Here is a 25,517-nt window from a genome sequence, read left to right on the forward strand (position 1 = left end):
CATGGATCGACGACCGAACGGGCAGTAAGGATGTGCGCCTCCCGGCGCGAGGGCTTACGCGGAGTTGAGAACAACGAGGGTCTCGAAAACCCGCACTGGACATCAGTGTGCCAAGTGGCTACACTGACCCTTTGCGCTGCCTGTTAGCTGCCTCCTGCCCGTCACCAGGGGCATCCCCACGCATGAGCACAGTGGACTGAACATCCCCCAGCTGGGATTTCTTCCTCTGTGTCCGGCATGGGACCGGTACGCGCGTAGTGAGTCCGAGCCCTCGGAAGGACCCCCTCTTGGCCGCCTCGCGCAACGCCTCGACCGCGAATACGAACAACGGCGCCAGCACCGCCCCGCTGCGCATCTCTTTTGCAAAGATCAAGGAGCCCCTCGAGGTTCCGAACCTCCTCGCGCTGCAGACCGAGAGCTTTGACTGGCTTCTCGGCAATGCCGCCTGGAAGTCTCGAGTCGAGGCGGCCCTGGACAGCGGACAGGACGTCCCCACGAAGTCCGGTCTGGAGGAGATCTTCGAGGAGATCTCCCCGATCGAGGACTTCTCCGGGTCGATGTCCCTGACCTTCCGCGACCACCGCTTCGAGCCTCCGAAGAACTCCATCGACGAGTGCAAGGAGCGCGACTTCACGTACGCGGCCCCGCTCTTCGTCACCGCCGAGTTCACCAACAACGAGACCGGCGAGATCAAGTCTCAGACGGTCTTCATGGGCGACTTCCCGCTCATGACCAACAAGGGCACGTTCGTCATCAACGGCACCGAGCGTGTCGTGGTGTCGCAGCTGGTCCGCTCGCCGGGTGTCTACTTCGACTCCAACATCGACAAGACGTCCGACAAGGACATCTTCACGGCCAAGATCATCCCGTCCCGGGGTGCCTGGCTCGAGATGGAGATCGACAAGCGCGACATGGTCGGTGTCCGCATCGACCGCAAGCGCAAGCAGTCCGTCACCGTCCTCCTGAAGGCTCTCGGCTGGACCACCGAGCAGATCCTCGAGGAGTTCGGCGAGTACGAGTCGATGCGCGCCACCCTGGAGAAGGACCACACCCAGGGCCAGGACGACGCGCTGCTCGACATCTACCGCAAGCTCCGCCCGGGCGAGCCGCCCACGCGTGAGGCTGCTCAGACGCTGCTCGAGAACCTCTACTTCAACCCGAAGCGCTACGACCTCGCCAAGGTCGGCCGCTACAAGGTGAACAAGAAGCTCGGCGCGGACGAGCCGCTGGACGCCGGCGTGCTCACCACCGACGACGTCATCGCGACCATCAAGTACCTGGTCAAGCTGCACGCCGGTGAGACCGACACGGTCGGCGAGAGCGGCACCCAGATCGTCGTCGAGACCGACGACATCGACCACTTCGGCAACCGTCGTCTGCGCAACGTCGGCGAGCTCATCCAGAACCAGGTCCGCACGGGCCTGGCTCGTATGGAGCGCGTCGTGCGTGAGCGCATGACGACCCAGGACGTCGAGGCGATCACGCCGCAGACTCTGATCAACATCCGGCCGGTCGTCGCCTCCATCAAGGAGTTCTTCGGCACCAGCCAGCTGTCGCAGTTCATGGACCAGAACAACCCGCTGTCGGGTCTCACCCACAAGCGCCGTCTGTCGGCGCTCGGTCCGGGTGGTCTCTCCCGTGAGCGGGCCGGCTTCGAGGTCCGAGACGTTCACCCGTCGCACTACGGCCGCATGTGCCCGATCGAGACCCCTGAAGGCCCGAACATCGGTCTGATCGGCTCGCTCGCGTCCTACGGCCGCGTCAACGCGTTCGGTTTCGTCGAGACGCCGTACCGCCGTGTCGTCGACGACCAGGTGACCGACGACGTCGACTACCTGACCGCCGACGAGGAGGACCGCTTCGTCATCGCGCAGGCCAACGCCGCGCTGACCGACGACATGCGGTTCGCCGAGAACCGCGTGCTGGTCCGCCGTCGTGGCGGAGAGGTCGACTACGTCCCGGGCTCCGACGTGGACTACATGGACGTCTCGCCGCGCCAGATGGTGTCGGTCGCGACCGCCATGATCCCGTTCCTCGAGCACGACGACGCCAACCGTGCCCTCATGGGCGCGAACATGATGCGTCAGGCCGTTCCGCTGATCACGGCGGAGGCGCCGCTGGTCGGTACCGGCATGGAGTACCGCTGTGCGGTCGACGCCGGTGACGTCATCAAGGCCGAGAAGGACGGTGTGGTCCAGGAGGTCTCCGCGGACTACGTCACGGTCGCCAACGACGACGGCACGTACACCACGTACCGCGTCGCGAAGTTCTCCCGCTCCAACCAGGGCACCTCGGTCAACCAGAAGGTCGTCGTCAACGAGGGCGACCGCGTCGTCGAGAGCCAGGTTCTCGCCGACGGTCCGGCCACCGAGCAGGGCGAGATGGCGCTGGGCAAGAACCTGCTCGTCGCCTTCATGCCGTGGGAGGGCCACAACTACGAGGACGCGATCATCCTGTCGCAGCGCCTCGTGCAGGACGACGTCCTCTCCTCGATCCACATCGAGGAGCACGAGGTCGACGCCCGTGACACCAAGCTCGGCCCCGAGGAGATCACCCGGGACATCCCGAACGTCTCCGAGGAGGTCCTCGCGGACCTCGACGAGCGCGGCATCATCCGTATCGGTGCCGAGGTCGTCGCCGGCGACATCCTCGTCGGCAAGGTCACGCCCAAGGGTGAGACCGAGCTGACCCCGGAGGAGCGTCTGCTCCGCGCGATCTTCGGTGAGAAGGCGCGCGAAGTGCGTGACACCTCGCTGAAGGTGCCCCACGGTGAGATCGGCAAGGTCATCGGCGTCCGCGTCTTCGACCGCGAAGAGGGCGACGAGCTGCCGCCGGGCGTGAACCAGCTGGTCCGCGTCTACGTCGCGCAGAAGCGCAAGATCACCGACGGTGACAAGCTCGCCGGCCGTCACGGCAACAAGGGCGTCATCTCGAAGATCCTGCCGATCGAGGACATGCCGTTCCTGGAGGACGGCACCCCGGTCGACATCATCCTCAACCCGCTGGGTGTGCCGTCCCGAATGAACCCGGGACAGGTCCTCGAGATCCACCTCGGCTGGCTCGCCAGCCAGGGCTGGAAGGTCGAGGGCAGCGAAGAGTGGATGGAGCGGCTGAAGGTCATCGGCGCCGACGAGGTCGCCGCCGGTACCAACGTCGCCACCCCGGTCTTCGACGGTGCGCGCGAGGACGAGATCTCGGGTCTCTTCGAGTCCACGATCCCGAACCGCGACGGCAACCGGATGGTCCAGCCGTCCGGCAAGGCCAACCTGTTCGACGGCCGCTCCGGTGAGCCGTTCCCGGACCCGGTTTCGGTCGGGTACATGTACATCCTCAAGCTCCACCACCTGGTCGACGACAAGCTCCACGCACGTTCGACCGGTCCGTACTCGATGATCACGCAGCAGCCGCTGGGTGGTAAGGCACAGTTCGGTGGCCAGCGCTTCGGTGAGATGGAGGTGTGGGCGCTCGAGGCTTATGGAGCCGCCTACGCCCTCCAGGAGCTGCTGACCATCAAGTCCGACGACGTGACCGGCCGCGTGAAGGTCTACGAGGCCATCGTCAAGGGCGAGAACATCCCCGAGCCGGGCATTCCCGAGTCCTTCAAGGTGCTCATCAAGGAAATGCAGTCGCTCTGCCTCAACGTGGAGGTGCTGTCCTCGGACGGCATGTCCATCGAGATGCGCGACACCGACGAGGACGTCTTCCGCGCGGCGGAGGAGCTCGGTATCGACCTGTCCCGGCGTGAGCCGAGCAGCGTCGAAGAGGTCTGACGGGCCTGACGGGGGGCTCGCTCAGAGCCCCCCGTCATCCCCGGGACCGTTCAGACCATGATTGAGACTCGACCCCGAAAGAGGGATTGACGCACAGTGCTCGACGTCAACTTCTTCGACGAGCTGCGGATCGGCCTTGCCACCGCGGACGACATCCGAACCTGGTCGCACGGCGAGGTCAAGAAGCCGGAGACCATCAACTACCGCACGCTCAAGCCCGAGAAGGACGGACTCTTCTGCGAGAAGATCTTCGGTCCGACCCGGGACTGGGAGTGCTACTGCGGCAAGTACAAGCGTGTCCGCTTCAAGGGCATCATCTGTGAGCGCTGTGGCGTCGAGGTCACGCGTGCCAAGGTGCGCCGTGAGCGGATGGGCCACATCGAACTGGCCGCCCCCGTCACCCACATCTGGTACTTCAAGGGTGTCCCGTCCCGTCTGGGCTACCTGCTGGACCTGGCGCCGAAGGACCTCGAGAAGGTCATCTACTTCGCCGCCTACATGATCACGTTCGTGGACGAGGAGCGCCGTACGCGCGACCTGCCCTCGCTGGAGGCCCACGTCTCCGTCGAGCGTCAGCAGGTCGAGAACCGTCGCGACTCCGACCTCGAGGCCCGTGCCAAGAAGCTCGAGACCGACCTGGCCGAGCTCGAGGCCGAGGGTGCGAAGGCCGACGTGCGCCGCAAGGTGCGCGAGGGTGCCGAGCGTGAGATGAAGCAGCTGCGCGACCGTGCGCAGCGCGAGATCGACCGCCTCGACGAGGTGTGGAACCGCTTCAAGAACCTCAAGGTCCAGGACCTGGAGGGTGACGAGCTGCTCTACCGCGAGCTGCGTGACCGCTTCGGCACGTACTTCGACGGCTCGATGGGTGCCGCGGCGCTGCAGAAGCGCCTGGAGTCCTTCGACCTCGACGAGGAGGCCGAGCGCCTCCGCGAGATCATCCGTACCGGCAAGGGCCAGAAGAAGACCCGTGCGCTCAAGCGCCTCAAGGTCGTCTCCGCGTTCCTGCAGACCAGCAACAGCCCCAAGGGCATGGTGCTGGACTGCGTGCCGGTCATCCCGCCGGACCTGCGTCCGATGGTGCAGCTGGACGGTGGCCGCTTCGCGACCTCCGACCTGAACGACCTGTACCGCCGTGTGATCAACCGCAACAACCGCCTCAAGCGTCTTCTCGACCTCGGCGCCCCCGAGATCATCGTGAACAACGAGAAGCGGATGCTGCAGGAGGCCGTCGACGCGCTGTTCGACAACGGCCGCCGCGGTCGCCCGGTCACCGGTCCCGGTAACCGCCCGCTGAAGTCCCTCAGCGACATGCTGAAGGGCAAGCAGGGTCGTTTCCGTCAGAACCTGCTCGGCAAGCGAGTCGACTACTCGGCGCGTTCCGTCATCGTCGTCGGTCCGCAGCTGAAGCTGCACCAGTGCGGTCTGCCCAAGGCCATGGCGCTGGAGCTCTTCAAGCCGTTCGTGATGAAGCGCCTGGTGGACCTGAACCACGCGCAGAACATCAAGTCGGCCAAGCGCATGGTCGAGCGTGGCCGCACCGTCGTGTACGACGTCCTCGAAGAGGTCATCGCCGAACACCCGGTGCTGCTGAACCGTGCGCCGACCCTGCACCGCCTCGGCATCCAGGCCTTCGAGCCGCAGCTGGTCGAGGGCAAGGCCATCCAGATCCACCCGCTCGTCTGCACCGCGTTCAACGCGGACTTCGACGGTGACCAGATGGCCGTGCACCTGCCGCTCTCCGCGGAGGCGCAGGCCGAGGCCCGCATCCTGATGCTGTCCTCGAACAACATCCTCAAGCCGGCCGACGGCCGTCCGGTCACCATGCCCACCCAGGACATGGTGCTCGGCCTCTTCTTCCTCACCACGGACGAGGAGGAGCGCGAGGTCAAGGGCGAGGGCAGGTCCTTCGGCTCCACCGCCGAGGCGATCATGGCGTTCGACGCCAAGGAGCTCTCGCTCCAGGCGAAGGTCGACATCCGCTTCCCGGTGGGCACCATCCCGCCGCGCGGCTGGACCCCGCCGGCCGCCGAGGAGGGCGAGGACGGCGTCGGCGAGCGTGTGTACCAGCAGGGCGACAGCTTCCGGCTGCGCACGACGCTGGGCCGCGCGCTCTTCAACGAGCTGCTGCCCGAGGACTACCCGTTCGTCGACTACTCGGTGGGCAAGAAGCAGCTCTCCGAGATCGTGAACGACCTGGCCGAGCGCTACCCCAAGGTCATCGTGGCGGCGACGCTCGACAACCTGAAGTCCGCGGGCTTCTTCTGGGCGACCCGTTCCGGTGTCACCGTGGCCATCTCCGACGTCGTGGTCCCCGAGGCCAAGAAGGCGATCGTCAGGGGCTACGAGGAGCAGGACGAGAAGGTCCAGAAGCAGTACGAGCGCGGCCTGATCACCAAGCAGGAGCGCACGCAGGAGCTCATCACCATCTGGACCAAGGCGACCAACGAGGTTGCCGAGGCGATGAACGCGAACTTCCCGAAGACCAACCCCATCTTCATGATGGTGAACTCGGGTGCTCGCGGAAACATGATGCAGATGCGTCAGATCGCCGGTATGCGTGGTCTGGTGTCCAACGCCAAGAACGAGACGATTCCGCGTCCCATCAAGGCGTCGTTCCGTGAGGGCCTGTCCGTGCTGGAGTACTTCATCTCCACGCACGGTGCCCGTAAGGGTCTGGCGGACACCGCCCTGCGTACCGCCGACTCGGGTTACCTGACCCGTCGTCTGGTGGACGTCTCGCAGGACGTGATCATCCGCGAGGAGGACTGCGGCACCGACCGTGGCCTCAAGCTGAAGATCGCCGAGCGGGGTGCCGACGGCTCGCTGCGCAAGACCGAGGACGTCGAGACCTCCGTGTACGCGCGGATGCTCGCCGAGGACGTCGTCGTCGACGGCAAGGTCATCGCGCCGGCCAACGTCGACCTGGGTGACGTGCTCATCGACGCCCTGGTGGGCGCCGGTGTCGAGGAGGTCAAGACCCGCTCGGTCCTGACCTGTGAGTCCGCGGTCGGCACCTGTGCCTTCTGCTACGGACGCTCGCTGGCCACCGGCAAGCTGGTCGACATCGGTGAGGCGGTCGGCATCATCGCCGCCCAGTCCATCGGTGAGCCCGGTACCCAGCTGACGATGCGTACCTTCCACACCGGTGGTGTGGCCGGTGACGACATCACCCAGGGTCTGCCCCGTGTCGTCGAGCTCTTCGAGGCTCGTACGCCCAAGGGTGTCGCCCCGATCTCGGAGGCGGCCGGCCGCGTCCGTATCGAGGAGACCGAGAAGACCAAGAAGCTCGTCGTCACCCCGGACGACGGCAGCGACGAGACGGCGTTCCCGATCTCGAAGCGTGCCCGTCTCCTGGTGGGCGAGGGCGACCACGTCGAGGTGGGCCAGAAGCTCACCGTGGGTGCCACCAACCCGCACGACGTGCTGCGGATCCTCGGTCAGCGCGCGGTCCAGGTCCACCTGGTCGGCGAGGTCCAGAAGGTCTACAACTCGCAGGGTGTGTCGATCCACGACAAGCACATCGAGATCATCATCCGGCAGATGCTCCGCCGGGTGACGATCATCGAGTCCGGCGACGCCGAGCTGCTTCCGGGCGAGCTCGTCGAGCGGTCGAAGTTCGAGACCGAGAACCGTCGTGTGGTCACCGAGGGCGGTCACCCCGCCTCCGGCCGTCCGCAGCTGATGGGTATCACCAAGGCCTCGCTCGCGACCGAGTCGTGGCTGTCGGCGGCGTCCTTCCAGGAGACGACCAGGGTTCTGACCGACGCGGCGATCAACGCCAAGTCGGACTCCCTGATCGGCCTCAAGGAGAACGTCATCATCGGTAAGCTCATCCCGGCCGGTACGGGTCTGTCCCGCTACCGCAACATCCGGGTGGAGCCCACCGAGGAGGCCAAGGCCGCGATGTACTCGGCCGTCGGCTACGACGACATCGACTACTCGCCGTTCGGCACCGGCTCCGGCCAGGCTGTTCCGCTGGAGGACTACGACTACGGTCCGTACAACCAGTAAGCAGTAGTACGTCCCTCAGGACGTCCACAGGGCGGCCATCCCTCGCGGGATGGCCGCCCTGTGTCGTATGTTGCAGGCTCGTGTGTGCTGCGCGTGGGCAGTTGTTTTGACCGGAGCCGATGCGGTAGGTACGCTCTGACCTTGTGCCTGGGGTGTGCCTGGGCTCGTGTGCGTGTCTTCAGCCGCACGGCGAGCCTGAGAACGAGGCCACCGTAATCTGCGCTCTTTTCGCCTGGCGGCGAAGGTCTGCAGTATTCGACACACCCGACCGCGTGGGTCGGAGATGTTCCAGGTTAGTTTCACTACACGGCACACAGAAACCGGAGAAGTAGTGCCTACGATCCAGCAGCTGGTCCGTAAGGGCCGGCAGGACAAGGTCGAGAAGAACAAGACGCCCGCACTCGAGGGTTCCCCTCAGCGCCGCGGCGTCTGCACGCGTGTGTTCACGACCACCCCGAAGAAGCCGAACTCGGCCCTGCGGAAGGTCGCGCGTGTGCGTCTGACCTCCGGCATCGAGGTCACGGCCTACATTCCGGGTGAGGGACACAACCTGCAGGAGCACTCCATCGTGCTCGTGCGTGGTGGCCGTGTGAAGGACCTGCCGGGTGTTCGCTACAAGATCATCCGCGGTTCCCTGGACACCCAGGGCGTCAAGAACCGCAAGCAGGCCCGCAGCCGCTACGGCGCCAAGAAGGAGAAGTAAGAATGCCTCGTAAGGGCCCCGCCCCGAAGCGCCCGGTCATCATCGACCCGGTCTACGGTTCTCCTCTTGTCACGTCGCTGATCAACAAGATCCTGCTCAACGGCAAGCGTTCCACTGCCGAGCGGATCGTCTACGGCGCCATGGAAGGCCTCCGCGAGAAGACCGGCGCTGACCCGGTCATCACGCTGAAGCGCGCCCTCGAGAACGTCAAGCCGTCTCTCGAGGTCAAGTCCCGCCGTGTCGGTGGCGCCACCTACCAGGTGCCGATCGAGGTCAAGCCCGGTCGCGCCGCCACCCTCGCGCTGCGCTGGGTCGTCGGTTACTCCCGCGCCCGTCGCGAGAAGACCATGACCGAGCGCCTCATGAACGAACTGCTCGACGCCTCCAACGGCCTCGGCGCTTCGGTCAAGAAGCGTGAGGACACGCACAAGATGGCCGAGTCCAACAAGGCCTTCGCGCACTACCGCTGGTAGTCGCTACCCACATCGAGACCGAGAGAAGATTGAGCCTTATGGCCACCACTTCGCTTGACCTGGCCAAGGTCCGCAACATCGGGATCATGGCCCACATCGACGCGGGCAAGACGACGACCACCGAGCGCATCCTGTTTTACACCGGTGTGAGCTACAAGATCGGTGAGGTCCACGACGGCGCTGCCACGATGGACTGGATGGAGCAGGAGCAGGAGCGCGGCATCACGATCACGTCCGCCGCGACGACCTGTCACTGGCCGCTCGAGGACGTCGATCACACCATCAACATCATCGACACCCCGGGCCACGTGGACTTCACGGTCGAGGTGGAGCGTTCGCTCCGCGTCCTCGACGGTGCCGTCACCGTGTTCGACGGTGTCGCCGGTGTTGAGCCGCAGTCCGAGACCGTCTGGCGTCAGGCGGACCGCTACGGCGTGCCGCGTATCTGCTTCGTCAACAAGCTCGACCGCACCGGCGCTGAGTTCCACCGCTGCGTCGACATGATCGTGGACCGCCTCGGCGCGACCCCGATCGTGATGCAGCTGCCGATCGGTGCCGAGGCAGACTTCAAGGGCGTCATCGACCTCGTTCGTATGAAGGCTCTTGTCTGGTCCGCAGAGGCCACCAAGGGCGAGATGTACGACGTCGTCGACATCCCGGCCACGCACACCGAGGCGGCCGACGAGTGGCGCGGCAAGCTGCTCGAAGCCGTGTCGGAGAACGACGACGAGATGATGGAGCTCTACCTCGAGGGCCAGGAGCCCACCGAGGAGCAGCTCTACCAGGCGATCCGTCGTATCACCATCGCGTCCGGCAAGGGCGGCGGCACCACCGTCACCCCCGTCTTCTGCGGTACCGCGTTCAAGAACAAGGGCGTTCAGCCCCTGCTCGACGCGGTTGTGCGCTACCTCCCCTCGCCCCTCGACGTCGAAGGCATTGACGGCCACGACGTCAAGGACGCGGAGCAGGTCATCACGCGCCGTCCGTCCGACGACGAGCCGCTGGCCGCCCTGGCCTTCAAGATCGCGAGCGACCCGCACCTGGGCAAGCTCACCTTCATCCGGGTCTACTCGGGTCGCCTGGAGTCCGGCACCGGGGTGCTGAACCCCACCAAGGGCAAGAAGGAGCGCATCGGCAAGATCTACCGCATGCACGCGAACAAGCGTGAGGAGATCGAGTCGGTGGGTGCCGGCGACATCGTCGCCGTCATGGGCCTGAAGCAGACCACCACCGGTGAGACGCTGTGCGACGACAAGAACCCGGTGATCCTGGAGTCCATGGACTTCCCGGCGCCGGTCATCCAGGTCGCGATCGAGCCCAAGTCCAAGGGTGACCAGGAGAAGCTGGGTGTCGCCATCCAGCGTCTCGCGGAGGAGGACCCCTCCTTCCAGGTGCACTCGGACGAGGAGACCGGCCAGACCATCATCGGTGGTATGGGTGAGCTTCACCTCGAGGTCCTCGTCGACCGCATGCGGCGCGAGTTCCGCGTCGAGGCGAACGTCGGCAAGCCGCAGGTCGCGTACCGCGAGACGATCCGCAAGGCCGTCGAGCGTATCGACTACACGCACAAGAAGCAGACCGGTGGTACCGGTCAGTTCGCGAAGGTGCAGATCGCGCTGGAGCCCATCGAGGGCGGCGACGCGACCTACGAGTTCGTGAACAAGGTCACGGGTGGCCGCATCCCCCGTGAGTACATTCCGTCGGTCGACGCCGGTGCGCAGGAAGCCATGCAGTTCGGCATCCTGGCCGGCTACGAGATGGTGGGCGTCCGCGTCACCCTCCTCGACGGTGGCTACCACGAGGTCGACTCCTCCGAGCTGGCGTTCAAGATCGCCGGTTCGCAGGCGTTCAAGGAGGGTGCCCGCAAGGCGTCCCCCGTGCTGCTCGAGCCGATGATGGCCGTCGAGGTCACCACGCCCGAGGACTACATGGGTGATGTCATCGGCGACCTCAACTCCCGCCGTGGCCAGATCCAGGCCATGGAGGAGCGCAGCGGCGCTCGCGTCGTGAAGGGCCTTGTGCCCCTCTCGGAGATGTTCGGCTACGTCGGAGACCTCCGCAGCAAGACCTCGGGTCGCGCAAGCTACTCGATGCAGTTCGACTCCTACGCCGAGGTTCCGCGGAACGTCGCCGAGGAGATCATCGCGAAGGCCAAGGGCGAGTAACTCTCCCGAGTTCACGCTTTAGGCTTGTCACCGGAGCCTGCTGGGGCATTCCGGCCGTTACGCAAGTAATCGGTGGGAATGCCCCGGGCCCCGGCATCCCAGCAAAGATCACCTGGCGCCGATGAAGCAAGGCGTACAGAACCACTCCACAGGAGGACCCAGTGGCGAAGGCGAAGTTCGAGCGGACTAAGCCGCACGTCAACATCGGCACCATCGGTCACATCGACCACGGTAAGACGACCCTCACGGCCGCCATTACCAAGGTGCTGCACGACGCGTACCCGGACCTGAACGAGGCCTCGGCCTTCGACCAGATCGACAAGGCTCCCGAGGAGCGCCAGCGCGGTATCACCATCTCCATCGCGCACGTCGAGTACCAGACGGAGTCGCGTCACTACGCGCACGTCGACTGCCCGGGTCACGCCGACTACATCAAGAACATGATCACGGGTGCCGCGCAGATGGACGGCGCGATCCTCGTGGTTGCCGCCACCGACGGCCCGATGCCGCAGACCAAGGAGCACGTGCTCCTGGCCCGCCAGGTCGGCGTTCCGTACATCGTCGTCGCCCTGAACAAGGCCGACATGGTGGACGACGAGGAGATCCTGGAGCTCGTCGAGCTCGAGGTGCGTGAGCTCCTCTCCGAGTACGAGTTCCCGGGCGACGACGTTCCCGTCGTCAAGGTCTCGGCGCTCAAGGCGCTCGAGGGCGACAAGGAGTGGGGCCAGTCGGTCCTGAACCTGATGGCCGCCGTCGACGAGTCGATCCCGCAGCCCGAGCGCGACGTCGACAAGCCGTTCCTGATGCCGATCGAGGACGTCTTCACGATCACCGGTCGTGGCACCGTCGTCACCGGTCGTATCGAGCGTGGCATCCTCAAGGTCAACGAGACCGTCGACATCGTCGGTATCAAGACCGAGAAGACCACCACCACGGTCACCGGCATCGAGATGTTCCGCAAGCTGCTCGACGAGGGCCAGGCCGGTGAGAACGTCGGTCTGCTCCTCCGTGGCATCAAGCGCGAGGACGTCGAGCGCGGCCAGGTCATCATCAAGCCGGGTTCGGTCACGCCGCACACGAGCTTCGAGGCCCAGGCCTACATCCTGTCGAAGGACGAGGGTGGCCGTCACACCCCCTTCTTCAACAACTACCGCCCGCAGTTCTACTTCCGTACCACGGACGTGACCGGCGTCGTGACCCTCCCCGAGGGCACCGAGATGGTCATGCCGGGCGACAACACCGTCATGACGGTCGAGCTGATCCAGCCCGTCGCCATGGAGGAGGGCCTGAAGTTCGCCATCCGTGAGGGTGGCCGGACCGTGGGCGCCGGCCAGGTCACCAAGATCAACAAGTAAATCTTGTCGGTCTGACCTGGTAGCTCCTGATCGAGCACCAAGCAGGAGGCCCCGCACCGAAAGGTGCGGGGCCTCTTCGCGTTGTCGGCGGGGGTGGTCAGCCGGCGGTGCGGGGGTGGTCAGCCGGCGGTGCCGGCCTGCGGGTACCAGAGCCAGGGGTGCGCGTCCGCGCCCAGGCCCACGGCCGTGGTGCCGGAGCGGGTCACCGTCAGCGTCGGTCCGGAGAGCGGCTCGGTTCCCTGAGTACGCGTCAGGACGCCCCGGGGCGTGTGGAGTTGGACCCGTCCGCGGAGGTCGGTGCCCAGCAGCACCGGGCCACCGGGCGCGGTGGCCGCGCTCACCGGGCCGTGGCCGTCGAACCGCAGGGTCCGGGCGCGCGCCGGGGCCCCGCCGGCGCGTACCGCCGTCACGGGCACCGCGGTCGGTCTGCGGTAGTAGAGCTCGATGCCGCCGCCGGGGGCGGGCAGCGCGGCGATCGCGTCGCCCGGCGCGGGCAGGTCGGCGCCGTCGTCCGCGCGGAAGGTCATCTCCTCGCCCAGGACGTCCTGCGCCCAGTGGTGCACACGCTCCCGGCCGGCCGCGAAGACATGGACCCGGCCCGAGCCGTCGACGACCGCGGACAGCCCGTCCTGGACCTCCTCGCCGCCGAGGTCCTGCCAGCGGCCCCAGCGTCCGTCGGTGGTCCGCACCCGCGTGCTGAGGCCCTTGTCCGCGTTGCGTACGAAGAGATGCACCCGGCCGTCGGGGGCGGTCACCGCGACCGGAACGCCGATGCGCCGACCGCGGTCCTCGTCCCGCTCGGGGTTGCCGAGACCGTCCCAGGCGAGGAACTCCCCACCCGGGGTGCGCTGTTCGAGAACGACCACCTCGCGGCGGTTCGGTCCGCCGTGGCCGCCCAGGGAGGCGAACCGCAGCCCGAAGACGAGCTGCCGGCCGTCGGGCAGCGCCGCCGAGCCGAGGGCGGGGGCGAGCGGGCCTCCGCCCAGGTCGTCGGGGGCGCCCCACTGGCCGCTGCCGGGCCGGGTCTCACGCCAGCGCACCGCCCGCAGTCCGAGCACTCCGTACGCAGCGAGGCGCCCGTCGGGGTCCGCGGCGACCACGGGGCGCGCGCCGGGGTAGCGGTGGTGGGTGGAGCGCACCCAGCCCTTCTTGTTGGTCAGTGGCCGCATGCCGCTCACGTTGTAGTCGCCGCAGCCGGACGGATTGCCGCACTCCCAGGCGGGGTCGCCGCCGTACGGGACGAGGTGCGCGGCCTTCTTCTGGACGACCGGCGCGGGGAGGTTCTTGGGCCAGTGCCGGTTGTAGTAGCCGCGGAAGGCGGTCGCCACGAACCCGGGCACCTGCCCGCCGTCCGCGGTCGCGTCCGCCACCCAGCGCACCATCGCGGCCCAGCTGAAGCAGGCGACGGCCGTGTGGTCGGCGTGGTCGGAGTAGCCGCGCTGCTCGCTGTCCTTCTTCCGGGTGGCCTCGTCGCTGTGCTGGATGTCCGGGTCCGGATCCAGCGTCTGGACGACGGTCGGCCGGTACTGCTCCATCAGCCCGACGAGGACGTCGACGAGGCTGTCGTAGTCGTACGCGACGGCTTTGCGCAGCGGGGAGTCCTCGGCCACGACGGTCTGGAGCCCGAGTGCCCGGTCGCGCCAGAGGCTGGGCAGCGCCATCCAGCGGCGGGTGGTGTGCATCGGCAGATTGAGGAAGATCAGCTCGACCCGGCGGTTGCCGTTGGTGAGGGTGTTGATCTCGGCGAGCCGGTCACCGCGCAGGGAGGCGATGCCCTTGGTCCAGTCGGTGAACTTGTCGAGCCCGAGGAGCGTGGCGTACGCCTGCCGCAGACCCTGGTGCCGGGCGGAGGAGTAGGCCGGCCGGTCGGCGGGGACGCCGGGAGCGCCGGGTATGTGGTTGCGCCCGTCGTGCTCGCCGGCGGAGACGTACACGCAGACGAGGGGCACTCCGGCGTCGAGCATCCGCTGGGTGTCCGGGTTCATGAAGTACAGGTCGTCGTCGGGGTGGGCGAGTATCTGCATCAGCTGGGCGCGGCGGGTGCTGGCTATCGCCAGGCCGGGGGCCGGGTCTGCGGTGCGGGTGGACCGCCGGGAGGCGGGGACGGAGCAGGAGGAGAGGACGCCGGCGCCGAGGAGCGCGGTGGCGGCGGCGACGACGCTGCGACGGCGGGGGCGGGTACGGCCGGTGCTCTGTGCGGGATCGCTTGTCGCGGCGGGCCGGTTGAGGCCGATGCCCTGCCAGGGCGCGGGGCCCGCGGGCTCGTCCGCCACGGAGGCCGCCACGGAGGGCCGGGGGCTCGTGGGCCCCTCTGCCGACGCGAGGAGCCGGGCGTCGGCGGCCGGTGCGGGACCGGCCTTTCGCGCACCCGGTATCTCCCGGCGCTCGCCGCCGGCCGTGCGCGCGCCCGGTATGCGTCCCGGGCGCGTCGGGGCATGGGCAGGTCTGTCGTTCACGTGTCGCGCTCCGTCCGCTTCCCCCGCAGCGGACGGGTCATGGCCCCCGGCTGCGTCCAGTGATGTCCCCCACAGCGCGGACGGGCTGGTCAGGGCCGCATTCCGCGATCGACTAGACGGCTGTTCGATGCCGGGGGTTGCTCTGAACGCGACTTTTGTTCGACCGGGGGAGAGGCGCCGGAGATCGTCTGTGCAAGGCTCCGGACCGGTTGGACGCGGTCGGCGGGGAGGCAGGGACCACGGCCGGGGGACTCAGCGGAGACCCGGGGAACGCCCGCGGGCAGGTCCCGCGGACGTGAGTCCGCCGCGCGCCGGGGTTTGACAGCAAAAGCCGCCGCGGTAACCTCTTCGGCTCGATTGGCCAGGGCGCGGGCCCGTATGGCAGACTATCCGGGTTGCTCGGTTGAGTGCCGATGCTGCGCGCCTCCCGCCGGGAGGACCGGAAGCGAGTCCCACAGTACTCGTCGCCCCAACTGCCCGATGGGCAGCGCTGGAGCGGACGTACGGGAATCTTCCGGGAAGTGTCAGCGGGGTACCAGCCAGGCACTCGGTGGGTGTTCTTCCCCCGATGCGCGGCTCAGGCCCGCACCCCCTTGGTTGGGAAATCCTTCGGGAGATCTTCGTAGAGGGAGTGCGACACGCCCGACCGCGGGGGTCGGAGAAGAATGCAGTACCCGCCGAGTTCCGGAGCGTTACGAGAGACAGGACTACTGAGTAGCCATGGCGGGACAGAAGATCCGCATCCGGCTCAAGGCCTACGACCACGAGGTCATCGACTCTTCGGCGAAGAAGATCGTCGAGACGGTGACCCGCACTGGTGCGTCGGTCGCAGGCCCGGTGCCGCTGCCCACTGAGAAGAACGTGTACTGCGTCATCAAGTCGCCGCACAAGTACAAGGACTCGCGCGAGCACTTCGAGATGCGCACGCACAAGCGCCTGATCGACATCCTCGACCCGACGCCCAAGACCGTTGACTCGTTGATGCGCCTGGACCTTCCGGCCGGCGTCGACATCGAGATCAAGCTCTGAGAGGCGCGGAAGAGATGGCAAAGCAGATCAAGGGCGTCCTGGGCGAGAAGCTCGGCATGACCCAGGTCTGGGACGAGAACAACCGTGTCGTCCCGGTGACCGTCGTCAAGGCCGGGCCGTGTGTTGTCACCCAGGTCCGTACGAATGACTCCGACGGCTACGAGTCGGTCCAGATCGCCTTCGGCGAGATCGACCCTCGCAAGGTGAACAAGCCCCTCAAGGGCCACTTCGCCAAGGCCGACGTGACCCCCCGCCGCCACCTGGTGGAGCTCCGTACCTCCGATGCTGCCGAGTACACGCTCGGCCAGGAGATCACTGCCGAGGTGTTCGAGTCCGGCGTCAAGGTTGACGTCACGGGCAAGAGCAAGGGCAAGGGCTTCGCCGGTGTCATGAAGCGTCACAACTTCAAGGGCCTCGGCGCCGGTCACGGTACCCAGCGCAAGCACCGCTCTCCCGGCTCCATCGGTGGCTGTGCCACCCCGGGCCGTGTGTTCAAGGGCCTCCGTATGGCGGGCCGCATGGGCAACGAGCGGGTCACCACCCAGAACCTGACCGTTCACGCCGTTGACGCGGAGAAGGGCCTGCTGCTCATCAAGGGCGCGGTTCCCGGTCCCAACGGCGGCCTGGTCCTGGTCCGCACTGCGGCCAAGGGGGCCTGAGGACTATGAGCACCATTGACATTCTGTCGCCCGCGGGCGACAAGTCCGGGACCGTTGAGCTCCCGGCCGAGATCTTCGACGCCAAGGTCAGCATCCCGCTGATCCACCAGGTCGTCGTCGCGCAGCTGGCCGCCGCCCGTCAGGGCACGCACAAGGTCAAGACGCGTGGCGAGGTCCGTGGTGGTGGCAAGAAGCCCTACCGCCAGAAGGGCACCGGCCGCGCCCGTCAGGGTTCGACCCGTGCGCCGCAGTTCGCCGGCGGTGGCGTTGTCCACGGCCCCGTGCCGCGTGACTACTCGCAGCGGACCCCGAAGAAGATGAAGGCCGCCGCCCTGCGCGGTGCCCTCTCCGACCGGGCCCGTCACTCCCGTATCCACGTCGTCTCCGGCGTGGTCGAGGGTGCGGCTTCCACCAAGGCCGCCAAGACGCTGTTCGGCAAGATCTCGGAGCGCAAGAACCTGCTCCTGGTCGTCGACCGCGCCGACGAGGCCGCGTGGCTGTCCGCCCGCAACCTGCCCCAGGTGCACATCCTGGAGCCGGGCCAGCTGAACACGTACGACGTGCTCGTCTCCGACGACGTGGTCTTCACCCAGGCCGCTTTCGAGTCCTTCGTGTCCGGCGCGCCTACTGGCCGGAACGCTGAGACCGAAGGGAGCGACGCCTGATGACTGAGGCCGTCGTCACCAGCAAGACGTACTCGGACCCGCGCGACATTCTTGTCAAGCCGGTTGTGTCCGAGAAGAGCTACGCGCTTCTGGACGAGAACAAGTACACGTTCATCGTCGACCCGCGCGCGAACAAGACCCAGATCAAGCAGGCCGTCGAGGCGGTCTTCTCGGTCAAGGTCACCGGGGTCAACACGATCAACCGCCAGGGCAAGCGCAAGCGCACCCGCACCGGTTTCGGCAAGCGCTCCGACACGAAGCGCGCCATCGTGACCCTCGCCGAGGGCGACCGTATCGACATCTTCGGCGGCCCGACCTCCTGACGGAGGTCGAGTCGTCCGGAATCGGACGAGGACTGAGAAATGGGTATCCGCAAGTACAAGCCGACGACCCCGGGCCGTCGTGGCTCCAGCGTCGCCGACTTTGTCGAGATCACGCGGTCCACGCCGGAGAAGTCGCTGGTCCGCCCCCTGCACAGCAAGGGCGGCCGTAACAACACCGGTCGTGTGACCGTCCGTCACCAGGGCGGTGGCCACAAGCGCGCCTACCGCGTGATCGACTTCCGTCGTCACGACAAGGACGGCGTGCCGGCCAAGGTCGCTCACATCGAGTACGACCCGAACCGCACCGCGCGCATCGCGCTCCTGCACTACGCAGACGGCGAGAAGCGCTACATCATCGCGCCCAAGGGCCTGTCGCAGGGCGACCGTGTCGAGAACGGCCCGGCCGCCGACATCAAGCCCGGCAACAACCTGGCGCTGCGCAACATCCCGGTCGGTACGACCATCCACGCCATCGAGCTGCGGCCCGGCGGCGGCGCGAAGTTCGCCCGTTCCGCGGGTGCCTCCGTGCAGCTGCTGGCGAAGGAGGGCACGATGGCCCACCTTCGTATGCCGTCCGGTGAGATCCGGCTGGTCGACGCCCGCTGCCGCGCCACGATCGGCGAGGTCGGCAACGCCGAGCAGTCGAACATCAACTGGGGCAAGGCCGGCCGCCTGCGCTGGAAGGGCGTCCGCCCGACCGTCCGCGGTGTCGCGATGAACCCGGTTGACCACCCGCACGGTGGTGGTGAGGGCAAGACCTCCGGTGGTCGCCACCCGGTCAGCCCGTGGGGTCAGAAGGAGGGTCGTACTCGTTCTCCCAAGAAGGCGAGCAACAAGTACATCGTCCGCCGCCGCAAGACGAACAAGAAGCGCTAGGAGCGGGTTTAGATGCCGCGCAGTCTCAAGAAGGGGCCCTTCGTCGACGACCACCTGATCAAGAAGGTGGATGTCCAGAACGAAGCCGGCACCAAGAACGTCATCAAGACCTGGTCCCGTCGCTCGATGATCGTCCCGGCCATGCTGGGTCACACCATCGCGGTGCACAACGGCAAGATCCACGTCCCGGTGTTCGTCACCGAGTCGATGGTCGGCCACAAGCTCGGCGAGTTCTCGCCGACTCGCACCTTCCGCGGCCACGTCAAGGACGACCGGAAGTCGAAGCGCCGCTAAGGCGGGGTGACTGACTATGACTTACACCGAAGGGACAACCATGGAAGCCAGGGCCCAGGCGCGGTACATCCGCGTCACGCCCATGAAGGCCCGCCGAGTGGTGGACCTCATCCGTGGCATGGATGCCACGGAGGCTCAGGCGGTCCTGCGTTTCGCCCCGCAGGCCGCGAGCGTGCCGGTTGGCAAGGTGCTGGACAGTGCCATTGCCAACGCTGCACACAACTACGACCACACCGACGCCTCTTCGCTGGTCATCAGCGAGGCGTACGTGGACGAGGGCCCGACCCTGAAGCGGTTCCGTCCGCGTGCTCAGGGCCGTGCCTACCGGATCCGTAAGCGGACCAGCCACATCACCGTGGTCGTCAGCAGCAAGGAAGGAACCCGGTAATGGGCCAGAAGGTTAACCCGCATGGGTTCCGGCTCGGCATCACCACGGACTTCAAGTCCCGTTGGTACGCCGACAAGCTGTACAAGGACTACGTCAAGGAAGACGTCGCCATTCGTCGCATGATGACGAAGGGCATGGAGCGGGCCGGCATCTCGAAGGTCGAGATCGAGCGCACCCGCGACCGCGTCCGCGTTGACATCCACACCGCCCGCCCGGGCATCGTCATCGGCCGCCGCGGCGCCGAGGCCGACCGCATCCGTGGCGAGCTGGAGAAGCTGACCGGCAAGCAGGTCCAGCTGAACATCCTCGAGGTCAAGAACCCCGAGGTGGACGCTCAGCTGGTGGCCCAGGCCGTCGCCGAGCAGCTCTCCTCCCGCGTCTCCTTCCGTCGTGCGATGCGCAAGTCGATGCAGAGCTCGATGAAGGCCGGCGCCAAGGGCATCAAGATCCAGTGCGGTGGCCGTCTCGGTGGCGCCGAGATGTCCCGCTCGGAGTTCTACCGCGAGGGCCGTGTGCCCCTGCACACGCTCCGCGCGAACGTCGACTACGGCTTCTTCGAGGCCAAGACGACCTTCGGCCGTATCGGTGTGAAGGTCTGGATCTACAAGGGCGACGTCAAGAACATCGCCGAGGTCCGCGCCGAGAACGCCGCTGCGCGCGCCGGTAACCGTCCGGCTCGTGGCGGCGCCGACCGCCCGGCCGGCGGCCGCGGTGGCCGTGGTGGCGAGCGTGGTGGCGGTCGCGGCCGCAAGCCGCAGCAGCAGTCCGCGCCGGCTGCGGAGGCCCCCAAGGCCGACGCTCCCGCCGCCGCTGCCGCTCCGGCTGAGAGCACTGGAACGGAGGCCTGACCGAAATGCTGATCCCCCGTAGGGTCAAGCACCGCAAGCAGCACCACCCCAAGCGCCGCGGTATGGCCAAGGGTGGTACGACGGTTGCGTTCGGCGAGTACGGCATCCAGGCCATGACTCCGGCGTACGTGACCAACCGCCAGATCGAGGCGGCTCGTATCGCGATGACCCGCCACATCAAGCGTGGCGGCAAGGTCTGGATCAACATCTACCCGGACCGCCCGCTGACCAAGAAGCCTGCCGAGACCCGCATGGGTTCCGGTAAGGGTTCCCCGGAGTGGTGGGTCGCGAACGTTCATCCCGGTCGGGTGATGTTCGAGCTGTCCTACCCGAACGAGAAGATTGCGCGTGAGGCGCTTACCCGCGCTGCTCACAAGCTTCCGATGAAGTGCCGGATCGTTCGGCGCGAGGCAGGTGAGTCGTGATGTCTACCGGTACCAAGGCGTCCGAGCTGCGCGAACTGGGCAACGAGGAGCTTGTTGCCAAGCTCCGCGAGGCCAAGGAAGAGCTGTTCAACCTCCGCTTCCAGGCGGCGACCGGTCAGCTCGAGAACCATGGCCGGCTCAAGGCCGTCCGCAAGGACATCGCGCGGATCTACACCCTCATGCGTGAGCGCGAGCTGGGCATCGAGACGGTGGAGAGCGCCTGATGAGCGAGAGCAACGTGACTGAGAAGACCGAAACGCGCGGATTCCGCAAGACCCGTGAGGGTCTCGTCGTCAGCGACAAGATGGACAAGACCGTCGTCGTCGCCGTCGAGGACCGCGTCAAGCACGCGCTGTACGGCAAGGTCATCCGCCGTACGAACAAGCTCAAGGCGCACGACGAGCAGAACGCTGCCGGCGTCGGCGACCGCGTCCTCATCATGGAGACGCGTCCGCTGTCGGCGACCAAGCGCTGGCGCATCGTCGAGATCCTCGAGAAGGCCAAGTAGTTCCCGCGAGGGGACCGCTGAGAAACAGAATCCCTGAGGGGTTTCCCTCAGGACAGTTCCGCCAGGCTCGGCAGGGGCACCCAGGTGCCCCTGCCGGGAACCGGCAGACGATCAGGAGATAGACGTGATCCAGCAGGAGTCGCGGCTGCGTGTCGCCGACAACACTGGTGCCAAGGAGATCCTTTGCATCCGTGTTCTCGGTGGTTCCGGCCGCCGCTACGCGGGCATCGGTGACGTCATCGTCGCCACCGTCAAGGACGCGATCCCCGGTGGCAACGTGAAGAAGGGTGACGTCGTCAAGGCGGTCATCGTTCGCACCGTGAAGGAACGCCGCCGCCAGGACGGCTCGTACATCCGCTTCGACGAGAACGCCGCTGTCATTCTCAAGAACGACGGCGACCCTCGCGGCACCCGTATCTTCGGCCCGGTGGGCCGTGAGCTGCGCGAGAAGAAGTTCATGAAGATCATCTCGCTCGCGCCGGAGGTGCTGTAAGCATGAAGATCAAGAAGGGCGACCTGGTTCAGGTCATCACCGGTAAGGACAAGGGCAAGCAGGGCAAGGTCATCGCGGCCTTCCCCCGCGAGGACCGCGTCCTGGTCGAGGGTGTCAACCGGGTCAAGAAGCACACCAAGGCCGGTCAGACCGCTCGCGGTTCGCAGACCGGTGGCATCGTCACGACCGAGGCCCCTGTTCACGTGAGCAACGTTCAGCTCGTCGTGGAGAAGGACGGCAACAAGGTCGTCACGCGCGTCGGTTACCGCTTCGACGACGAGGGCAACAAGATCCGCGTTGCCAAGCGGACGGGTGAGGACATCTGATGGCTACCACCACCACTCCGCGTCTCAAGACGAAGTACCGCGAGGAGATCACCGGCAAGCTGCGTGAGGAGTTCTCCTACGAGAACGTCATGCAGGTTCCGGGCCTCGTCAAGATCGTGGTCAACATGGGTGTGGGCGACGCCGCCCGCGACTCCAAGCTGATCGACGGTGCCATCAAGGACCTCACCACGATCACCGGCCAGAAGCCGGCCGTCACCAAGGCCCGTAAGTCCATCGCGCAGTTCAAGCTGCGTGAGGGCCAGCCGATCGGTGCCCACGTCACGCTTCGTGGCGACCGCATGTGGGAGTTCCTGGACCGCACCCTGTCGCTCGCGCTTCCGCGCATCCGCGACTTCCGTGGTCTGTCTCCCAAGCAGTTCGACGGCCGTGGCAACTACACCTTCGGTCTCACGGAGCAGGTCATGTTCCACGAGATCGACCAGGACAAGATCGACCGCGTCCGGGGTATGGACATCACCGTGGTCACCACGGCGACCAACGACGATGAGGGCCGCGCCCTCCTTCGTCACCTCGGCTTCCCGTTCAAGGAGGCGTGAGCCGTGGCGAAGAAGGCTCTCATTGCCAAGGCCGCCCGCAAGCCCAAGTTCGGCGTGCGTGGCTACACGCGCTGCCAGCGTTGCGGTCGTCCCCACTCCGTCTACCGCAAGTTCGGCCTGTGCCGCGTGTGCCTTCGTGAGATGGCTCACCGTGGCGAGCTGCCGGGCGTGACCAAGAGCTCCTGGTAATTCCCTTCTTGGGAATTCCCGGAGACTCTCGGTAAGCATCTGGTCGGCGGGAGCCCTCCCTCACATGCCGTAGGCTTGTGGGGTTGGGCGTCCGCCGCCCGTACGACTTACTACGCCGTAGGTCCCCGCACCGCACCCGTCCCGCCACTGAGTGGGGAGAGGGATGGCGCATACAGGAAACCCCGGCGAGAGAGGCCGAAGGCCAATTCATGACCATGACTGATCCGATCGCAGACATGCTCACGCGTCTGCGTAACGCAAACTCGGCGTACCACGACTCCGTCGTGATGCCGCACAGCAAGATCAAGTCGCACATCGCGGAGATCCTCCAGCAGGAGGGCTTCATCACCGGCTGGAAGGTCGAGGACGCCGAGGTCGGCAAGAACCTCGTCCTCGAGCTGAAGTTCGGCCCGAACCGCGAGCGCTCGATCGCCGGCATCAAGCGGATTTCGAAGCCGGGTCTGCGCGTGTACGCGAAGTCCACCAATCTGCCGAAGGTTCTCGGCGGCCTGGGCGTGGCGATCATCTCCACGTCCCACGGTCTCCTGACCGGCCAGCAGGCTCAGAAGAAGGGCGTGGGTGGGGAAGTCCTCGCCTACGTCTGGTAGTCGGGAACGGAGGAAAAGCTCATGTCGCGTATCGGCAAGCTCCCCATCCAGGTTCCCGCCGGTGTGGACGTCACCATCGATGGCCGCACGGTCGCGGTGAAGGGCCCCAAGGGGTCCCTCGCGCACACCGTCGCCGCGCCGATCGAGATTGTTAAGGGCGAGGACGGCGTTCTCAACGTCACCCGTCCCAACGACGAGCGTCAGAACAAGGCCCTTCACGGCCTGTCCCGCACGCTGGTGGCGAACATGATCACCGGCGTGACCCAGGGATACACGAAGGCGCTCGAGATCAGCGGTGTCGGTTACCGCGTCGCCGCGAAGGGCTCCAACCTGGAGTTCCAGCTCGGCTACAGCCACTCGATCCTGGTGGAGGCGCCCGAGGGCATCTCCTTCAAGGTCGAGTCGCCGACCAAGTTCTCGGTCGAGGGCATCGACAAGCAGAAGGTCGGCGAGGTCGCCGCTAACATCCGCAAGCTGCGCAAGCCCGACCCGTACAAGGCCAAGGGCGTCAAGTACGCGGGCGAGGTCATCCGCCGCAAGGTCGGAAAGGCGGGTAAGTAAGCCATGGCATACGGTGTAAAGATCGCCAAGGGTGACGCGTACAAGCGCGCCGCCATCAAGCGTCGTCACATTCGCGTCCGTAAGCACGTCTCCGGCACGCCGGAGCGTCCGCGCCTCGTCGTGACGCGCTCCAACCGCAACATCGTGGCGCAGGTCATCGACGACATCGCGGGCCACACGCTCGCGTCGGCGTCGACCCTGGACACCTCGATCCGCGGTGGCGAGGGCGACAAGAGCGCCCAGGCCAAGCAGGTCGGCGCGCTCGTCGCCGAGCGTGCGAAGGCTGCCGGTGTCGAGGCTGTCGTGTTCGACCGTGGTGGCAACAGGTACGCCGGGCGCATTGCCGCTCTGGCTGACGCCGCCCGCGAAGCCGGGCTGAAGTTCTGAGCCCCGGTTCCGGGACTAACGGACGTAACAGAGAGAGGTAATTCCAATGGCTGGACCCCAGCGCCGCGGAAGCGGTGCCGGTGGCGGCGAGCGGCGGGACCGGAAGGGTCGCGACGGTGGCGCTGCTGCCGCCGAGAAGACCGCGTACGTTGAGCGCGTTGTCGCGATCAACCGCGTCGCCAAGGTTGTCAAGGGTGGTCGTCGCTTCAGCTTCACCGCGCTCGTCGTGGTCGGAGACGGTGACGGCACCGTAGGTGTCGGTTACGGCAAGGCCAAGGAGGTGCCGGCCGCCATCGCCAAGGGTGTTGAGGAGGCCAAGAAGCACTTCTTCAAGGTCCCCCGTATCCAGGGCACCATCCCGCACCCCATCACGGGTGAGCGTGCCGCGGGCGTCGTGCTGCTGAAGCCGGCTTCCCCCGGTACCGGTGTTATCGCCGGTGGCCCGGTGCGCGCCGTGCTCGAGTGCGCCGGCGTTCACGACATCCTGTCGAAGTCGCTTGGCTCGTCCAACGCGATCAACATCGTGCACGCGACCGTGGCGGCCCTCAAGGGCCTGCAGCGTCCCGAGGAGATCGCGGCTCGCCGTGGTCTGCCCCTCGAGGACGTCGCCCCCGCGGCTCTGCTTCGTGCACGTGCGGGAGCGGGTGCGTAATGGCCCGCCTCAAGATCACGCAGACGAAGTCCTACATCGGCAGCAAGCAGAACCACCGCGACACCCTGCGTTCGCTCGGGCTCAAGCGCCTGCACGACGTGGTTGTCAAGGAGGACCGCCCCGAGTTCCGCGGAATGGTGCACACCGTCCGCCACCTCGTGACGGTTGAGGAGGTCGACTGACATGGCGGAGAACAACCCGCTGAAGGTCCACAACCTCCGGCCCGCCCCGGGCGCCAAGACCGCCAAGACCCGTGTGGGTCGTGGTGAGGCGTCCAAGGGTAAGACCGCTGGTCGTGGAACCAAGGGCACCAAGGCCCGTTACCAGGTTCCGGAGCGCTTCGAGGGTGGGCAGATGCCCCTCCACATGCGTCTCCCGAAGCTCAAGGGCTTCAAGAACCCGTTCCGTACCGAGTACCAGGTTGTCAACCTGGACAAGCTCTCTTCGCTCTACCCCGAGGGTGGCGAAGTCACGGTGGCCGATCTGGTCGCCAAGGGTGCGGTTCGCAAGAACAGCCTCGTCAAGGTCCTTGGCCAGGGCGAGCTTTCCGTGGCGCTGCAGGTGACGGTCGACGCCGTCTCCGGCTCCGCCAAGGAGAAGATTGCCGCTGCCGGCGGCACCGTCACCGAGCTCGTCTGAGACGAGTTCAGTGGCTGAAAGCTGAAACACCGACCGGGGATGCCTCTCAAATGGGGCATCCCCGGTTGGTCGTTCCTAGGGGGGCACATCCGCCGGTAAGGTGGCGTGCACTGTTGCTGTAACAAGGGGGTTACTGCCCCCGGACCGTGCGGTCTGT

Annotated in this window: 28 protein-coding genes; 27 read left to right on the forward strand and 1 reads right to left on the reverse strand. The window is 66.6% G+C overall.

Features of this window, described 5'->3' with window-relative positions; translation table 11 throughout:
* Positions 1-287: 287 nt before the first annotated feature.
* From rpoB to tuf, 6 genes are all read left to right on the forward strand, one after another.
* A complete protein-coding gene (gene rpoB, locus ACFWU3_RS00430; RefSeq protein ID WP_384428996.1) occupies positions 288-3,770 on the forward strand; it encodes a DNA-directed RNA polymerase subunit beta in 3,483 nt (1,160 codons plus the stop codon).
* Positions 3,771-3,866: 96 nt separating this feature from the next.
* Entirely contained in the window at positions 3,867-7,781 is a 3,915-nt protein-coding gene (locus ACFWU3_RS00435) for a DNA-directed RNA polymerase subunit beta' (RefSeq protein WP_384428999.1), read from the forward strand.
* A gap of 331 nt (positions 7,782-8,112) precedes the next feature.
* Positions 8,113-8,484, forward strand: coding sequence for a 30S ribosomal protein S12 (gene rpsL / locus ACFWU3_RS00440; protein WP_003948652.1), 372 nt, complete (start codon positions 8,113-8,115; stop codon positions 8,482-8,484).
* Between the two features lie 2 nt (positions 8,485-8,486).
* Positions 8,487-8,957: a 30S ribosomal protein S7 gene (gene rpsG / locus ACFWU3_RS00445; RefSeq protein ID WP_147987673.1), complete on the forward strand. Its 471-nt coding sequence runs from the start codon at positions 8,487-8,489 to the stop codon at positions 8,955-8,957.
* A gap of 38 nt (positions 8,958-8,995) precedes the next feature.
* On the forward strand, positions 8,996-11,122 hold the full coding sequence (gene fusA / locus ACFWU3_RS00450; protein WP_384429002.1) for an elongation factor G: 2,127 nt from the start codon (positions 8,996-8,998) through the stop codon (positions 11,120-11,122).
* A gap of 161 nt (positions 11,123-11,283) precedes the next feature.
* A complete protein-coding gene (gene tuf / locus ACFWU3_RS00455) occupies positions 11,284-12,477 on the forward strand; it encodes an elongation factor Tu (RefSeq protein ID WP_384429005.1) in 1,194 nt (397 codons plus the stop codon).
* Between the two features lie 119 nt (positions 12,478-12,596).
* On the opposite strand, the gene ACFWU3_RS00460 is transcribed toward tuf, so the two are convergent.
* On the reverse strand, positions 12,597-14,711 hold the full coding sequence (locus tag ACFWU3_RS00460) for a PIG-L family deacetylase (protein ID WP_384429561.1): 2,115 nt from the start codon (positions 14,709-14,711) through the stop codon (positions 12,597-12,599).
* 942 nt (positions 14,712-15,653) lie between these two features.
* Here ACFWU3_RS00460 and rpsJ point away from each other — a divergent pair.
* From rpsJ to rplO, 21 genes are all read left to right on the forward strand, one after another.
* Positions 15,654-15,962 carry a 30S ribosomal protein S10 gene (rpsJ, locus tag ACFWU3_RS00465; protein WP_003948644.1) on the forward strand — a complete coding sequence of 103 codons (309 nt, stop codon included), beginning with the start codon at positions 15,654-15,656 and terminating at the stop codon, positions 15,960-15,962.
* Positions 15,963-15,976: 14 nt separating this feature from the next.
* Positions 15,977-16,621 carry a 50S ribosomal protein L3 gene (gene rplC, locus ACFWU3_RS00470; RefSeq protein WP_313944689.1) on the forward strand — a complete coding sequence of 215 codons (645 nt, stop codon included), beginning with the start codon at positions 15,977-15,979 and terminating at the stop codon, positions 16,619-16,621.
* 5 nt (positions 16,622-16,626) lie between these two features.
* The gene (rplD, locus tag ACFWU3_RS00475; protein ID WP_313944688.1) at positions 16,627-17,286 is read left to right on the forward strand and encodes a 50S ribosomal protein L4; all 660 of its coding nucleotides are present in this window, start codon (positions 16,627-16,629) and stop codon (positions 17,284-17,286) included.
* Positions 17,286-17,609 (forward strand): 50S ribosomal protein L23, encoded by a 324-nt coding sequence (gene rplW, locus ACFWU3_RS00480; RefSeq protein WP_313944687.1) that lies wholly within the window; start codon positions 17,286-17,288, stop codon positions 17,607-17,609. The genes rplD and rplW overlap by 1 nt, the downstream gene beginning before the upstream one ends.
* A gap of 39 nt (positions 17,610-17,648) precedes the next feature.
* Entirely contained in the window at positions 17,649-18,485 is an 837-nt protein-coding gene (gene rplB, locus ACFWU3_RS00485; RefSeq protein WP_384429010.1) for a 50S ribosomal protein L2, read from the forward strand.
* A 12-nt stretch (positions 18,486-18,497) separates the two neighbouring features.
* Positions 18,498-18,779: a 30S ribosomal protein S19 gene (gene rpsS / locus ACFWU3_RS00490; RefSeq protein WP_030351437.1), complete on the forward strand. Its 282-nt coding sequence runs from the start codon at positions 18,498-18,500 to the stop codon at positions 18,777-18,779.
* Between the two features lie 40 nt (positions 18,780-18,819).
* Positions 18,820-19,167, forward strand: coding sequence for a 50S ribosomal protein L22 (gene rplV, locus ACFWU3_RS00495; protein ID WP_004571827.1), 348 nt, complete (start codon positions 18,820-18,822; stop codon positions 19,165-19,167).
* Complete coding sequence (gene rpsC / locus ACFWU3_RS00500; RefSeq protein WP_313944686.1) at positions 19,167-20,015, forward strand: 30S ribosomal protein S3; 849 nt, start codon at positions 19,167-19,169, stop codon at positions 20,013-20,015. The genes rplV and rpsC overlap by 1 nt, the downstream gene beginning before the upstream one ends.
* Positions 20,016-20,020: 5 nt before the next feature.
* Entirely contained in the window at positions 20,021-20,440 is a 420-nt protein-coding gene (gene rplP / locus ACFWU3_RS00505; RefSeq protein ID WP_313944685.1) for a 50S ribosomal protein L16, read from the forward strand.
* Positions 20,440-20,664: a 50S ribosomal protein L29 gene (gene rpmC / locus ACFWU3_RS00510; RefSeq protein ID WP_142214203.1), complete on the forward strand. Its 225-nt coding sequence runs from the start codon at positions 20,440-20,442 to the stop codon at positions 20,662-20,664. The genes rplP and rpmC overlap by 1 nt, the downstream gene beginning before the upstream one ends.
* On the forward strand, positions 20,664-20,948 hold the full coding sequence (gene rpsQ, locus ACFWU3_RS00515; protein WP_313944684.1) for a 30S ribosomal protein S17: 285 nt from the start codon (positions 20,664-20,666) through the stop codon (positions 20,946-20,948). The genes rpmC and rpsQ overlap by 1 nt, the downstream gene beginning before the upstream one ends.
* Before the next feature lie 124 nt (positions 20,949-21,072).
* Complete coding sequence (gene rplN / locus ACFWU3_RS00520) at positions 21,073-21,441, forward strand: 50S ribosomal protein L14 (RefSeq protein WP_003956455.1); 369 nt, start codon at positions 21,073-21,075, stop codon at positions 21,439-21,441.
* 2 nt (positions 21,442-21,443) lie between these two features.
* Positions 21,444-21,767 (forward strand): 50S ribosomal protein L24, encoded by a 324-nt coding sequence (gene rplX, locus ACFWU3_RS00525; RefSeq protein WP_142214201.1) that lies wholly within the window; start codon positions 21,444-21,446, stop codon positions 21,765-21,767.
* Positions 21,767-22,324 carry a 50S ribosomal protein L5 gene (gene rplE / locus ACFWU3_RS00530; protein WP_313944683.1) on the forward strand — a complete coding sequence of 186 codons (558 nt, stop codon included), beginning with the start codon at positions 21,767-21,769 and terminating at the stop codon, positions 22,322-22,324. Before rplX ends, rplE begins: the two co-directional genes overlap by 1 nt.
* A gap of 3 nt (positions 22,325-22,327) precedes the next feature.
* Complete coding sequence (locus tag ACFWU3_RS00535) at positions 22,328-22,513, forward strand: type Z 30S ribosomal protein S14 (RefSeq protein WP_003948630.1); 186 nt, start codon at positions 22,328-22,330, stop codon at positions 22,511-22,513.
* Positions 22,514-22,722: 209 nt separating this feature from the next.
* Complete coding sequence (gene rpsH, locus ACFWU3_RS00540; protein ID WP_005313538.1) at positions 22,723-23,121, forward strand: 30S ribosomal protein S8; 399 nt, start codon at positions 22,723-22,725, stop codon at positions 23,119-23,121.
* 21 nt (positions 23,122-23,142) lie between these two features.
* On the forward strand, positions 23,143-23,682 hold the full coding sequence (gene rplF / locus ACFWU3_RS00545; protein ID WP_313944682.1) for a 50S ribosomal protein L6: 540 nt from the start codon (positions 23,143-23,145) through the stop codon (positions 23,680-23,682).
* A gap of 3 nt (positions 23,683-23,685) precedes the next feature.
* The gene (gene rplR / locus ACFWU3_RS00550) at positions 23,686-24,069 is read left to right on the forward strand and encodes a 50S ribosomal protein L18 (protein WP_313944681.1); all 384 of its coding nucleotides are present in this window, start codon (positions 23,686-23,688) and stop codon (positions 24,067-24,069) included.
* Between the two features lie 46 nt (positions 24,070-24,115).
* Positions 24,116-24,721: a 30S ribosomal protein S5 gene (gene rpsE / locus ACFWU3_RS00555; RefSeq protein ID WP_313944680.1), complete on the forward strand. Its 606-nt coding sequence runs from the start codon at positions 24,116-24,118 to the stop codon at positions 24,719-24,721.
* Entirely contained in the window at positions 24,721-24,903 is a 183-nt protein-coding gene (gene rpmD, locus ACFWU3_RS00560; RefSeq protein WP_018550611.1) for a 50S ribosomal protein L30, read from the forward strand. Before rpsE ends, rpmD begins: the two co-directional genes overlap by 1 nt.
* 1 nt (position 24,904) lies before the next feature.
* Positions 24,905-25,360, forward strand: coding sequence for a 50S ribosomal protein L15 (gene rplO / locus ACFWU3_RS00565; RefSeq protein ID WP_313944679.1), 456 nt, complete (start codon positions 24,905-24,907; stop codon positions 25,358-25,360).
* Positions 25,361-25,517: the final 157 nt, after the last annotated feature.

Origin of the sequence: Streptomyces sp. NPDC058685 (assembly GCF_042714725.1) — a bacterium.
In the GTDB taxonomy this organism is placed as follows: domain Bacteria; phylum Actinomycetota; class Actinomycetes; order Streptomycetales; family Streptomycetaceae; genus Streptomyces.